Source organism: Chelativorans xinjiangensis (genome assembly GCF_009812055.1).
GTDB classification, from domain to species: domain Bacteria; phylum Pseudomonadota; class Alphaproteobacteria; order Rhizobiales; family Rhizobiaceae; genus Chelativorans; species Chelativorans xinjiangense.
Window position 1 is genome coordinate 1 of record NZ_WQNH01000082.1, and the last position, 13,050, is coordinate 13,050.

12 protein-coding genes and 2 pseudogenes are annotated in these 13,050 nt (G+C 61.9%); 6 read left to right on the forward strand and 8 right to left on the reverse strand.

Annotation, left to right across the window (positions count from 1 at the left end):
* Positions 1-214: 214 nt before the first annotated feature.
* Positions 215-1,315, reverse strand: a complete 1,101-nt coding sequence (locus GM910_RS25845) for a YncE family protein (RefSeq protein WP_201285601.1) — start codon at positions 1,313-1,315, stop codon at positions 215-217.
* Between the two features lie 190 nt (positions 1,316-1,505).
* Entirely contained in the window at positions 1,506-2,555 is a 1,050-nt protein-coding gene (locus GM910_RS25850) for a GlxA family transcriptional regulator (protein WP_159593598.1), read from the reverse strand.
* A gap of 213 nt (positions 2,556-2,768) precedes the next feature.
* Between GM910_RS25850 and GM910_RS25855 the strand changes: the two genes are divergently transcribed.
* From GM910_RS25855 to GM910_RS25865, 3 genes are all read left to right on the forward strand, one after another.
* Positions 2,769-3,845 carry a class I SAM-dependent methyltransferase gene (locus tag GM910_RS25855; RefSeq protein ID WP_159593600.1) on the forward strand — a complete coding sequence of 359 codons (1,077 nt, stop codon included), beginning with the start codon at positions 2,769-2,771 and terminating at the stop codon, positions 3,843-3,845.
* 171 nt (positions 3,846-4,016) lie between these two features.
* A complete protein-coding gene (locus tag GM910_RS25860) occupies positions 4,017-4,268 on the forward strand; it encodes a GNAT family N-acetyltransferase (RefSeq protein ID WP_159593602.1) in 252 nt (83 codons plus the stop codon).
* Between the two features lie 405 nt (positions 4,269-4,673).
* Complete coding sequence (locus GM910_RS25865; RefSeq protein WP_159593604.1) at positions 4,674-5,450, forward strand: class I SAM-dependent methyltransferase; 777 nt, start codon at positions 4,674-4,676, stop codon at positions 5,448-5,450.
* Between the two features lie 286 nt (positions 5,451-5,736).
* Here GM910_RS25865 and GM910_RS25870 read toward each other — a convergent pair whose 3' ends face one another.
* Entirely contained in the window at positions 5,737-6,144 is a 408-nt protein-coding gene (locus tag GM910_RS25870; protein WP_246226375.1) for a hypothetical protein, read from the reverse strand.
* 513 nt (positions 6,145-6,657) lie between these two features.
* Here GM910_RS25870 and GM910_RS27685 point away from each other — a divergent pair.
* On the forward strand, positions 6,658-6,780 hold the full coding sequence (locus tag GM910_RS27685) for a hypothetical protein (RefSeq protein WP_281354928.1): 123 nt from the start codon (positions 6,658-6,660) through the stop codon (positions 6,778-6,780).
* Positions 6,781-7,069: 289 nt separating this feature from the next.
* Here the strand turns inward: GM910_RS27685 and GM910_RS25875 are convergent.
* A pseudogene (locus GM910_RS25875) lies at positions 7,070-8,115 on the reverse strand (zinc-dependent alcohol dehydrogenase family protein).
* A 107-nt stretch (positions 8,116-8,222) separates the two neighbouring features.
* On the opposite strand from GM910_RS25875, the gene GM910_RS25880 reads away from it, so the two are divergent.
* Complete coding sequence (locus GM910_RS25880) at positions 8,223-9,125, forward strand: LysR family transcriptional regulator (RefSeq protein WP_159593608.1); 903 nt, start codon at positions 8,223-8,225, stop codon at positions 9,123-9,125.
* On the opposite strand, the gene GM910_RS27035 is transcribed toward GM910_RS25880, so the two are convergent.
* The 3 genes and pseudogenes from GM910_RS27035 to GM910_RS25890 all read right to left on the reverse strand — a co-directional run bounded on the left by GM910_RS27035 (position 9,082) and on the right by GM910_RS25890 (position 11,427).
* Positions 9,082-9,546, reverse strand: a complete 465-nt coding sequence (locus tag GM910_RS27035) for a sulfatase-like hydrolase/transferase (protein WP_201285602.1) — start codon at positions 9,544-9,546, stop codon at positions 9,082-9,084. The genes GM910_RS25880 and GM910_RS27035 overlap by 44 nt on opposite strands.
* Entirely contained in the window at positions 9,524-9,817 is a 294-nt protein-coding gene (locus tag GM910_RS27040) for a hypothetical protein (protein WP_201285603.1), read from the reverse strand. The genes GM910_RS27035 and GM910_RS27040 overlap by 23 nt, the downstream gene beginning before the upstream one ends.
* Before the next feature lie 576 nt (positions 9,818-10,393).
* A pseudogene (locus GM910_RS25890) lies at positions 10,394-11,427 on the reverse strand (IS110 family RNA-guided transposase).
* 360 nt (positions 11,428-11,787) lie between these two features.
* Between GM910_RS25890 and GM910_RS27775 the strand changes: the two are divergent.
* Positions 11,788-12,144, forward strand: coding sequence for an HAD-IA family hydrolase (locus tag GM910_RS27775; protein ID WP_343033015.1), 357 nt, complete (start codon positions 11,788-11,790; stop codon positions 12,142-12,144).
* Here the strand turns inward: GM910_RS27775 and GM910_RS25895 are convergent.
* Positions 12,077-12,613: a P-loop NTPase family protein gene (locus GM910_RS25895; protein ID WP_159593610.1), complete on the reverse strand. Its 537-nt coding sequence runs from the start codon at positions 12,611-12,613 to the stop codon at positions 12,077-12,079. The two genes, GM910_RS27775 and GM910_RS25895, sit on opposite strands and share 68 nt — an antisense overlap.
* Positions 12,614-13,050: the final 437 nt, after the last annotated feature.

The window sequence follows — 13,050 nt, forward strand, 5'->3', positions numbered from 1 at the left end:
GTGTACCTGAAACCGTCGGGCCTTTCCTGCGGAAATTTGGTGATTCCTCCAGTAATTTCAGCAGCTTACCGTTTATGGACGGGCACTAAACTAGCCTTCATTGCAACAGGCGGCGCATAGCTGCCGTCGCAAGAAGCGAAGCCTCCGTGCCCGCGGAGCCGGTGGCCCGCGGGCAGCTGCAGTCAATGTGCGTGATAATCCTCGGCCTCGGGCGTCAGCATGATGGTGTTGATCGTGAGGCCCGCATCCTTGAACGTGTCGATACTGCCGATCTTCTTGCCGGCCTCGAGATCGAGCCGTCATTCATGCCGGGGAAGTTGATCAGGCTGTTCTGCACATAGGCGCGCTTCCCGTCCGGCGAGAACACCAGGTGGTGGGCGCCGCCCGCCGCCTCCGCCGCGTAGAGGTGCTTGGGCGCACGCGGGTCGGAAATGTCGAAGGCGTTGAGGTGCCCGGGCAGCGCCGTGGTCACATAGGCTCTGTCGCCGGCGGCGTTGAAGTAGACCTCGAGCGCCACGCCTTGGCCGATCGCGGCGAAGTCGAAATCGCCACGGAAGGAGAACGTTTCCGACTTGGGCTGCCATTCGGCGATCCAGAGGCGGCCTTCGTTCATGTTGGCAATGTAGGCGACCGGCGGCTCTGTGCCGGGAACGAAGAACGCCTCGACGGGGGCCGTGCCCGACGGCGACGGCTTGTCCGAGACCTTGTGCGTGGACTGCACCTTGCCGGTGCTCGGGCGGATGACCATAATCGACTCGCCGGCATCCGTCGGATCCTTCGGGTTGATGGTGCTCGTCACCAGCATCCGGTCGATCCCGTCATGGACGGTGATGCCGTGCGGATAGGGCGCGGGCAAGTCGATGGTGTCGAGCATCTCGTCAGTCTTCGCGTCACCGACGATGACCACCGAACTTCCCATGCAAGTAAGATACCAGCGATCCCGCGCCTCGGAGAAGGCGACGTCCTCGCCCACCACGCAGCCGGGGACCGGTACGACCTTCGTCCGGTACGGGAAGCTTGTCACGTCGAGTACCCACAGCTCCGGGCGTCCGAGCGAGGTGATGTAGGCCCGGTCGCGCGCGGGGTTATAGAAAATATGATGCGAAATCAGATCCGGAGGAAGCGGAATCTGCGCGAGGATCCGCCCGTAGTCGGGCGCCTCGGGGTCAAGCTCGACGAAGGCGATGCCCTCCTGACGGATCGCTTGTTGGCCCTTGGTTTCGTAGAGGACGAGAGCCGTCTGTTCCGCCCGTGCGGAGGCGACGGCGAGCGCGAGGATGCTGGCCGCGAGAAGTGGCCTGATCATGCGTTTCATACACTGTTCCTTTGTATTGGAGGTCATAGATGCGCCGCGGCCGGACGAGCATGTCTCCTGTTCCAGCCGTCAGGGCTCGGCGGTGATCACAGAGACAGCGAGGAAATTGCAGAGCGGACCTGACCAGAATCGGGCCGTTTATGCCACGCTCGCCGGAAATCGGGCATGGTGACCGACTTGAAGATTCGGGCTAGCTCCGGACGCGGGGGCGCGCGTAATCGGGAATTTTGAAACGGCGGCGGTATGTCCCCGGTGTCAAGCCGGTGATGCGCTTGAAGAGGCGACGGAAGAAGGCAGGCTCCTCGTAGCCGACCTGCCAGCTGATCTCATCGACCGAGGCCTCCGTTCGCTCGAGTCGGCGCTTGGCATCCTCGATCCTCAGGCGCTGCACATAGGCGATCGGGCTGATGCCGGTTGCCGCCGTGAACCGGCGCTTGAAGGTGCGCTCGGTGAGCCCGGTGCGACGGATCATCTCTTCGAGGGGATTTGCCACCGAAAAATGCGTGGCGACCCACTCCTGCGCCGCCTGGATAGCGTGGTCGCCATGATCGTTGCGGCCCTCGAAGACCATGTAGGGCGCAAGTCCGTCCTGATGCCACTGCAGGGCGAAGAACCGCGCGACCGCCTGTGCGGCCGTCGCCCCGGCATGACGGCCAATCAGGTAGAGCACCAGATCGTGCCAGGTCATGGAGGCGCCCGAGCTGATCAGTTCCTCGCGCTTGCCGGAAACGACCAGCACACGCTCCAGGTGGACCAGCACCTCGGGAAACGCGGCTGTGAAGGCATTGGTGTAACCAAAATGCACCGTCGCATCGACATCATCGAAAGGCCCCGTCTCGGCGAGCAGGAAGATGCCCGAGCAGGCCGAGCACAAAAGCGCGCCGCGCCGATGCATGGCGCGGAACCAATCGATCAGTTCGGGGTGCAATCCCTTTCGCCAGCCGTCGGGCCCCAGCAGAACCGAGGGGACGATAATGATGTCGGTTGCATCGAGATCGAAGATGCTGCGCTGCACCGTAATGGGCACATGACTGGCGAGTTCCAGGGGGCCGCGTTGCAGACCCACGATCTCGACCTTGAACGGCCGGGTGTGGAACGACGGGAAACCGGGTGGCGGCGTCATTGCAAAGGCGTTCATCACGTCGAAAATGCCGGAGAGCGTGGAGACCACAGCCTCGGGAATGGCGATGAGGCTAACATGGAGCGGCTCGGATTCGGCTTGGGCGGCGTCTTGCGGCATTTCGAATCCCCCGGTGCAGGAACAGTGCCTGCAATGCAGCCGTATCATGCCTCACATCACCGCGGAGGCAAATACTGTTCGCTGCCACGTCTTTGTCGCCGCGTGGCACAAACGGCCCGATTCTGGACCGTTCGGCTCTGCCGGTTGGGCACGGCAATTGCGATCTCTCCGCACCGCCTCAGATTGTCTGGGGCTCGAACAGGAGAAATCGACATGGAGCACATCCAAAGCAAAGCCATCGACCCCACGAAGCTCGATGCGCTCGTCGCGCGCGCGTTCGAGGATCTTTCGGCTGGCTACGGCGGCGTTATGATCAGCCTGGGCAACCGGCTGGGCCTCTACAAGGCAATGGCCGGGGCCGGCCCCCTAAGCGCGCGTGAAATCGCCACTCGCGCCGACTGCGCCGAACGCTATGTGCGCGAATGGCTCAACGCCCAGGTTACCGGCGGCTACGTCGCCTACCATCCGGTCAGCGACACTTACGAGTTGACGCCGGAACAGGCTGTGGTGCTTGCCGACGAGGACAGCCCCGCCTTCGTCCCCAATGCCTGGGCCGTACCCGCATCCATGTGGGCCGACGAGGAGAAGGCTATAGAGGCATTTCGCACCGGCAAGGGCATCAGCTGGGGCGATCACGACGGACGGCTGGCCTGCGGCGTCGCCGCCTTCTACCGCAACGCCTACAAGGCAAGCCTCGTCCCCGAATGGCTGCCGGCCCTCGACGGAGTCGTCGACAAGCTCGAGGCAGGCGCCCTCGTGGCCGATGTCGGCTGCGGCCACGGCCACTCGACCGTGCTCATGGCAAAGGCTTTTCCGGCGTCCAGGTTCAACGGCTTCGACAGCCACCAAGCGTCGCTGGAGGAGGCGCGAAAGGTCGCTGCCGAGGCCGGCGTTGCCGAGCGGGTGAATTTCGCTGCAGCGCGTGCCGACGACTACGGCGGCAACGGCTACGACCTGATCTGCTTCTTCGACGCACTGCATGACATGGGCGATCCGGTCGCTGCGGCTGCGCATGCCGCCAAGGCACTCGCGCCCGACGGCGCCGTGATGCTGGTCGAGCCTTTCGCCAACGATCGCGTCGAAGACAACGTCTCGCCGGTGGCCAGGCTGTACTATGCGGCATCCACAACCATCTGCTGCGCCCACGCGATCTCGGATGGCGGCCGTTTGGTGCTCGGCGCCCAAGCCGGAGAGGCACGGCTGGAGGACGTATTCCGCAAGGCTGGCTTCACGCGCTTCCGCCGCGCCTTCGAGACGCCGTTCAACCTGATCCTCGAGGCACGGCTGTAACCACAAGACGAACGAGGCGACCAGGCCGGGATGACGGCTGGGGCAACACGGCTGGTGCGTGCCGTCACCGCCTTCATGTCCCTGCCGGCGGCGCCGCAGCAACAGGGTTTATCAAATGTCTCTCGCACCTGCAGACCTGGCTTCGGCCTCCAACCTCGAAGGAGATGCCAGGTGGCGCCTGCGCCTTCGGAAGGGCGCGCGCTCATCCGGCTTGCGGCGCCGATCGCCCTTCCCGCCGCCGCCCGCCGCGGCATCGGGTCGGCGATCATGCTTCGGGTAGAACGGGACGCCGCCGAACATTGTGTCCACGCGCTTCACCTTACGGTGACACTTTCGGGCATCGCCCTCTACGAGAAGCTCGGCTATCGGCGGAGTTGGCCAGAGAGATCGAATTTCCGGACCGAACGCGCTTCGGCTGCGTAAGGATGGAGAAATCATTGGCAGGGGCCCGAGTGGCAGATTCGCCTGCCGGGTTCGACCTGGCGAGAAGCGGCGACGTGGTATGACCATCAGCCATCGATATGTGCCGGTAAATGGTCCGAGGGAACTTCATTTCCCATAGGCGTGGTCTCTGAACGCTGCGCAACATTGGAGCAGTCATGGCGGTACGGGCGATCGGGTTCGTGGAATGCGACCGGGCGCAATTGCTTGAAGGGCGGGCCGGAATTGTGGGACGAATTCATGCACAAACTGCGCGTCTTGCACCTCGGCGCGCCGCCCAGGAGCGAATTCTCGGCGCTGCAACGACTGACAGAGGCCAAAGGCCGCCGTGGAAACGGCAGCGGAACGAGCGTCCGTCGATAGCGAAGACAAAGCCGGGTGAGTGTGATGGCGTTGGAATGTGCTGACTTTTACGACGCGGAATTGAGACCGCACAACCGGCACTTGCAGGCCGCTGCCAGCGTTGGAAGCCGTGACCGGGTGCTGGATATTGGTTGTGGCGCAGGACAAACGACTCGTGAGGCCGCCCGCATCGCGGCGGAAGGAGCCGTGGTTGGGATGGATACTTCAGCGGAGATGCTCGAGGTCGCCCGGCGACGTTGCGCCGAAGAAGGGCTGCGGAATGTGGTATTCGAGCAGGGCGATGCGCAATTCCATGCATTTTCCGCTGCCGGTTTCGACCTCTGCATCAGCCGGTTTGGCGTGATGTTCTTTCCTGATCCGGCGGCATTTGCCAATATCGGCCGGGCGATGCGCCCAGGCGGGCGCCTTGTGTGGATGGTGTGGCAGAACCGGGAGCGCAACGAGTGGTCTGGTGCCATTAGGCAGGCATTGGCTCCGGGGGGCGGGATTTCTGTAGATGCTGGCAAACCGTTTTCACTTGGCGATCCCGCCATCGCCACAGAACTTCTGAGCGCGGCCGGATTTACGTCAATCGACTTCACCGATGTACATGAGCCGGTCTTCTATGGGTCGAACATCGATGCGGCGTTTGACGCACTCACTGGCTTCCATCTTGTGAAGGACGCGATTGCGCGTACGCATGAGCCGACCGACCGGCCATTACAGCGGCTGCGCGACTTACTGCAGGCGCATATGACCCCGGAGGGCGTGCTTTTCGACTCGCGGTCGTGGATTATTACCGCTCACCGGGCGGTCGGATAGCTGACCGGCGGACTGTGCAACGAAGGTTAGCTCATCACCAGCGGGGTTAAAACGGGGTCCGAAGCGGAGACTCCTGGCGAACGGGCGAATGTCGAGATGGGGGTCGGAGAAGGCTGAACGGTAGCTATCTGATAGCTGCGCTCCAAAAGCGGAAGGTCAGCTTCCGCCCCAACCCGGAACAGCCAAAAACGGCTTCGACTGGTGGAAAACGGTCAGGACCCACTCGGCTCCGGCCGAGCGGGTTTGGGAGAATATACGAGAGGATCGTTGCGTTCCTCGACATGATTCAGGGACTGGTTCTGCGGGCCAAATGTTCATATGTGATGTGCCAAGGGTCGCGCTCGGAAGATCTTTCCTCGCCGATCCAATGGAAGCTGTTGGCAGTGATCTCAGTAAAACGCCATCGAGTTTTCAGACCGCGCGAATCATCGCCGATCTGGACAATGTCCTTACCCTCGGCCCGCCCGATCTGGCGCGAGTAATCTTGGTTGAGCGGGTCACTCCAGATGATATGCCAACCACCGATTCCAGGGTCGAAGATGCGCAAAGTCGTGCCATACATAGTGGACGGCGCAGGGCGCCTAGGCCTGATCCAGATGTCCTGAATCGCGCGACCTTCGAGCACCCAGCCGAAATGGATTTCTCCAGTCGATTTCTGGATTGTGCCGTCCTCAAGGTGGCGGACGGTGTCCATTTCCCAGCTTCCGATCAGCCACCCATAGAGGTCTATGTCTTTCGCTCGGTCGGCTGGCGGACCTTCCGATCCGAGAGCAGTGAGAAACGGAGAAATCGTCATAGTCACAAGGCCTTTCGTTGCGCGGCAGCCATGGGAAGAGAAGTATCGCACAGCCTTCCTGACAGCGGCCCGTCAGGAGGTGCTCAGTCTTCCTTCACCGGCACCGTAACAACCAGACAGCGATTCGCCGATGCGGCCCATCGGAGTGCGCGACAGGATGCGGCTCCTAGCCGCCGGATCGGAGTTCAAAGAAATCCATCCCCGGTATTGTCGTTGTAGCGATCTTCACGCTGCGACATGGCGGTGGCGTTCGTCGGTCGGAACAAATGGCCGAGATGGGTCCAGGCTGTGTAAAAACGCCGAACATGATACCCTTTTGACATGGTCGAGGGGGTGTCATGAAGCGGTATATCGAGGGTGTCGACAGGAGCCAGGGTACACTGCTTCCCGAGCAGTTGGATGACTGGGTGCATGCTCACGAAGCGCCTGCCGAACGTGCGTGCGGAGATGGCGCTGCACGTGCTCGCCTACAACATGACCCGGGTCATGAACATCATCGGCTCCAAGGCATTGGTGGCGGCGATGCGGGGGTGAGCGCCTCCGCCTTCTCATGATTTGCCCGAAACTCGGCTCAAACGCCGATATGGAGGCCAATTCGACACCTGGATCGAGCTCGAAAGCAAAAATCGCCTATCATCCCGCTTGAGCTGCGCGGGTAGCCACGATTAACCGTGAAGTCGGCGTTTTTACACAGCCAGGGTCGGAAACGGAACGGCCGCTTTCCACGCTCGGATCCCGAAAGCCGACCGTCAACTCTCGGCCCAACTGGCACAGCTATATCCGGCTCCACCTGGTGGAAAGCGGTAGTCAGCGGCTTCACGGACTATGCTGCCACGCGTAGGACGACCTTTCCAAATGGGCCGCGCGCCAGATGGCCGAGCGCCGCTGGCAGGTCGGCGAGTTCATATTCCACATCGATCACCGGCTTCATGCGGATCCGGTCGACGGCGCGGACGAAATCCTCCAGCCCGCGCCGGTGGCCGACCTGGATACCCTCGACGGTCAGATGCTTGAGCGCCAGCGGAGCGAAATGACCTGATATCTCGAACCCTTCGAGCACGCCGATGAGCGACACGCGCCCGAACACCGCCGCGGCCCGGAGCGCGCGATCGAGGTGCGCGCCGCCAACAATCTCGAGGATATGATCGGCCCCGTAGTCGCCCGTCAGGCGGTAAACCGCCTCCACCCAGTCTTCCCTCCCGCGGTTTATCCCGTGCGCGGCGCCGAGCGCCCTTGCGCGCTCGAGCTTGTCATCATCGCCGGAGACCACGATTACCTCCGCGCCATGGGCAACGGCGAGCTGGAGTCCGAAGAGCGCGACTCCACCCGTTCCCTGAACCACCACCGTCTGGCCAGCGTGGAGATACCCACGTTCCACCAGCGCGGTCCACGCGGTCAGGCCGGCGCAGGGCAGCGTGCTTGCTTCAGCGTCGTTCAGGGTCTCGGGCGCCTTCACCGCCCATCCTGATTGAGCACGATATACTCCGACAGCACACCCTGCATAGCGCCGCCAAGCGTGCGGTAATTCGGCTCGCGCGCGGAGCCGAAGCCCGATCCGTCGATCCAGCCGGGGATGAAGGTCGTGATCACCCGGTCTCCCGGTTTAAAGCGCGTGACGGCGCCGCCCACCGCAACCACCGTGCCTGCCGCGTCGGATGCCGGAACGAACGGCTCGGACTTGGCCGCAAAGCCCAAGCCATCGTCAATGAGAAGGAGGTCGCGATAGTTCAGCGACACGGCGGCGACTTTCACCAGAATCTCGCTCCCTGCGGGCGCCGGCACTTCAGCCGAGTCGAATTCGAGATTGGCGCGACCGACGCTTTTGAGCGTCCAACGCTTCATCCTGCCTGTTCTGACATGCTGGTTCATAGGTCACTCCAGTTGGGAGACAGGCCGACACAATATTCGCTCTTTTCGATTTGCAGTGCGGATAACTTTTCCGCTAAATGTAGCAGCTTGCTCTACAATGGTGCCTCATGACCGACCGACTGAGCGGGATTCGCGAATTCGCCACAGTGGCGGAGGCGGGAAGCTTCGCCGCCGCGGCCGCGCGCCTGAACCTCTCCCGCTCTGCCGTCGGTAAGGCGGTGGCGAAGCTGGAGGCGCGGCTAGGCGTGCGGCTCTGCCATCGCACGACGCGGGTGCTTACTCTGACCGAGGATGGGCAAGCCTTCTACGAGCGTTGTACGCGTGTCCTGCGGGAGCTGGAACAGGCGGAACTGGCGCTAGAATCCGGCCTTACAGAGGCGGTGGGCAAAGTGCGCGTGACGGTTCCGGTTGTGTTTGGCCGCCATTGCATAGCGCCCGTCCTCTATGATGTCATGCGCAAATGTCCGAGACTCGTGGTGGAAATCGCATTCACCGATCGGCCGGTCGATCTCATCGAAGAAGGCTATGACCTGGCGGTCCGCAATGGCACGCTGCCCCATGATCCCGGCCTGATGACCCGCACAATCGCCCGTCAGCGCATGACTGTCTGTGCGTCTCCGGCGTATCTCCAAAGGCACGGCCGGCCCACCACGCTGGCCGACCTCCCATCCCATCAGGCCATCGACTACGCAAATCCGCGCTACACCAGGACCTGGCTGTTTCCCGATAGCCAAGGGAAGAATGTCCAAGTCGTTATGAACGGCCGCCTGCGACTCGACGACCTGGAAGCCATCAGCGATGCAGCCGCGGCCGGGCTAGGGTTAGCGTGGCTTCCCTGCTGGCTGATCCGCTCGCGCGTCGCGAAGGGCGAACTCGTCCGCTTATTCGACGAGCTGCCGGCAACTGAGTTCAACAGTTCAGCACTCTGGCCGCAAACCCCCTTCACGCCGTTGCGCCTGCGTGTCCTCATCGACGCGCTGGCGGCGCAGGTGCCTTCGATGATGGGCTGACCTCGCCGCGTTCGCCAGTTTCCAACACGAGGATGCCAATTTTGGTTGGCAGAGCGGTCCTTGCTGCAGCAGTGACCGCTATGAAGGGACAGCCGCCTTCCTCAACCCGGTAGAGTAAAGGTCGAGCTCGCCAGAGTCGCCATGAACGGTCCGAGGTAAAGATGACGATCGTATCCTCCGCCTGCCCGGATTCCTCCAGCGCGTTCAGCACCTCGCCGATCCTGTCGTCGATCATGGTGATCGTGCCGGCGGTGAGCGCCATCGCCTCGCGCAAGGCTTGATCATCCGCATAGAACGCCGCCTGGGATACGGCTTCGCGTTCGCCCTGCTCCCAGCGTTCGCGCAGATATCGGAGCGGTGGCGGCGGGTTTTCATGTGCCGAATATGGCAAGCCGACTTCAAACTGCTCTGGCTGGTACATTGACCAGTAACTTGCCGGGCGGGTTGAAGGGATGGTGCGGGTCGGGAAACGATACAAAGGCGAAGAACGGGGCGTCGCCACCCGCCTGTTCGCGGATCCATGCGGCCGCGCGGTCGGCGATCCAGGCGGTGGGATAGGACTCCTCCGGAACGGGTGTCCGATAGGCCTGAGGACAACCGTAGTTGTGCGGCAATTCGTTGGCGGGGTCGTACAGTTCCCGCCAGTTCGGATGCGCCCGGCGGAGCCACTGCCTCGGCGATCGGCCCGCCATGCGTCCTCCTAAGTTCTCCGGAGATCATCCGATCGAATGTAGTTGAGATCAAGCTGCCCACCCTCGGGTGCAGTTGTCACATGCAAAAGGACGCACCGGCCTGGGTTGAGAAGGTAACTAAGTACTCCCAGCCCTATAGCCCCTAGGCGGAAATAACCAGAGGCTGTCGGTGGAGTGTTTTCCAGCTGTTCAAGCACGTGTCGATTGGGCAGATGCGCCGTGGACTCTTTATCGCCGGGAATCCGAACGAATGACCGCCTCCGATTAAAGGATAATGTTGCCCTGATGACTGAGATTGGGGTCGGAAGAGGAATGTCATCTGTGGACGCCCCTTCGGACGCAAGCAGTTTTTGGCGGTAGGCACGATGTCGGATGCTGCCATCTGTCCGGCCTCCTGATGCAGCCATCGGCTGCGGGCCCGTATGGGAGTTCGCGGACTGGATCCACATCAGCTTTGCGCGCTTGGGTAGCGCTCTGCCATTCCCTGGTTCTCCCAGCCCCGTCTCGCCGACTGTTGTGCCATACCCTCCTTCGACCGACCTCGCGTCTCCGACAGCCTCTGACGTCGATCCCGGCTTACGCCGCGACCGCCGCCGGAGCTCGGTAACTTCCGCCCTTCGCCAGAAGGGCCCAGACAATGCGCGCCATCTTGTTGGCGAGCGCCACCGTCACCAGCATGCGCGGCTTGCACGACAGCATTCGTTCCAGCCACGATCCCTTGGGAGCTCCGCGACGCGACGCCTGTTTGACGACGGCGCTGGCGCCGATAATCAGCAGGCGGCGCAGCGTTCGCTCGCCCATCTTCGACGTCGCGCCGAGCTTCTGTTTGCCTCCGGTCGATCGCTGCAACGGTGTCAGACCCAGCCAGGCGGCGAAGTCGCGACCCTTGGCAAAGGTTTCGGCAGCGGGAGCAAGCGCGGTCAACGCCGTCGCGGTGATCGGCCCGATGCCGGGGATGGTCATCAGCCGGCGCGCCGTCTCGTCCTCGCGGGCACGGCGAGCGATCTCCCGGTCAAGATACGCGATCCGCTCGTCCAGCTCGGCCAGGAGATCCAGCATGACACGAAACATCGCGACCGCCGCCGCCGGTAAGGAGGCGGCCATCTCCTCCTCGAGCATATCGCCGAGCATCGAGACGTAGGACACTCCCTTCGGCGCCACCCAACCGTACTCGGTGAGGTGCCCCCGGATGGCGTTGACGAGTTGGGTGCGCTGGCGAACCAAGAGATCGCGGGTCCGGAACACGAGGGCGGACGCCTGTTGCTCCTCGCTCTTCACGGCCACGAAGCGCATGGTTGGGCGCTGCGCTGCCTCGCAGATCGCTTCGGCATCCACCGCATCGTTTTCTTCTGCCGCTTTACGAACGGCTTGACGTAGGCGGGTGGGATCAGCCGCACGTCATGGCCCAGCGCCATCAGTTCACGGCCCCAATGATGCGCACCGCCGCAGGCTTCCATAGCCACGGTGCAAGGCGATTGCGCAGCGAAGAAGTCGAGCACCTTCGCCCGGCTCAGCCGCTTCGAGAAAACGCCTCGACCGCGTGAATCCGAACCATGCGCATGGAACACATTCTTCGCGATATCCAGACCGATCGTGGTAACCTCAGGCACGGACGCCTCCCTTCGAATGGTTGCAACACTCCATTCTGGCACAGCGATGCCGTCGGGGGGCGTCCACCCCATCAGCTATCGCTCCTTGAACGCCAGAAGCTGCCAGTCAGCTGCCGGCCCCACTGCAGTCACTCTATGGCTCCCGCCCGATTGGTCGGATCTGAGAACCTGCGAGACTCACCGCACGCAAATGGTAGGGGATCGACGATGCGCCTAGCATTGAAATCATTCAGGAATTTTGGGCAGGGGCGCTACCATTTGTCATGATTTATCGAGCGATTCCAGTATCTTAATGCATTTCTGGTGGCGGAGGAGCGCTTCCACCAATACAGTGCAACGACTAAATTTGTCTGCTGAGGAGTGATCAAGGTCGTGCAGGAGCTACGAGAACGAGACCAAGCGCAAACCTATGTTGCGACTGGCCAGGAGCATCATCGGGCGCGCTTTTTGTGGAACGAACTAGGTTTCGCGAACTACTTTGATGGAATCTTCTACAGCGCCGAAATTGGCTTTCCCAAGAAGGATATACGCTTCTTTGAAGCCATCAATCGGGCGCTCGAAATCAAGTCCGGAGAAAGGCCGTTGTTCTTCGATGACCAACCAGAGATTGTTGAGCTTGCGGAGCGCGCCGGATGGGACGCGTCAACGTTTACTTCGGTGAGCGACATTCAGCGGCACCCCCGCCTGAGACATCTGTGGCCGCAGCCGAAGACCTAATGACGTGCTCGACGAAAGCGGCAATTTCATTCCGACTGGATAAATGCCATTTGCGCCCAGGAAATCCTGCAAACAGCTTCGAGTGGCCTTCAAAAGAATTCCAGTTTTTTGCTCTGGTTCTGTATTCCGCCACCCAGTTCAGAAGGTCTTGAAACTGTTCCTGGCTTTCGCCGCGTTGGGTGCCTCTCTGCTTGATGTTCGCGATGCACTCCTCCTCCGGCAGATCAATCCAGACCAGGGCGGAGATCCGGCCGGAGACCACGTTCACCAACTGCCCATATATGCCCTCCATGATCCAGGTGTCCGCTTGCGCCGCCGCCTGGACATCGGCGTCCCTGAGCCCTCTGTCGCGAGCAACGCCACAACGGCCGAGCTCCCAATGCATGTCGTCCAGGTGGACAACGGGAAAGACGAGCGCATTCCCTAGCCGACGGGCGAGCCACGTCTTTCCGCACCCGCCGTTGCCCATGATCAGCGTTCGATCGAAGACCGCACTATCTCGCCGCACTCTATTCTCGTGAGAAGGTGAGACCACCCCCGGTCGCGCCGTATGCCCGATCCAACGCGAATGTCTGAAGGCGCTTCCGTGCCACGCCGACAGCACTTTCGCGGATGGGAGCATCCCTCCTCCGGTTTCGTAGTCAGTAGGCGGATAAGGTCCTATTGCTGAGCGTTTTCGGAAGCACGTGACGATGCCTGCATCTCGTCCAGGGCCGCATAAAACAGCATTCGGATCTGCTCTTGCGCTGGTTCCACGGCAACTCCGGAAGCCGTGAGGTGTGCGAGCAGCCGCTTCGCCATCCCGCGCCAGTACACGTTAGTTGTTTGATCCCGCATTTTGATGGTGCATTGTTTTCCCAGGAATGGAAGGATGCACTATGGGACAGGTTCTTCACGGCAGCGCCA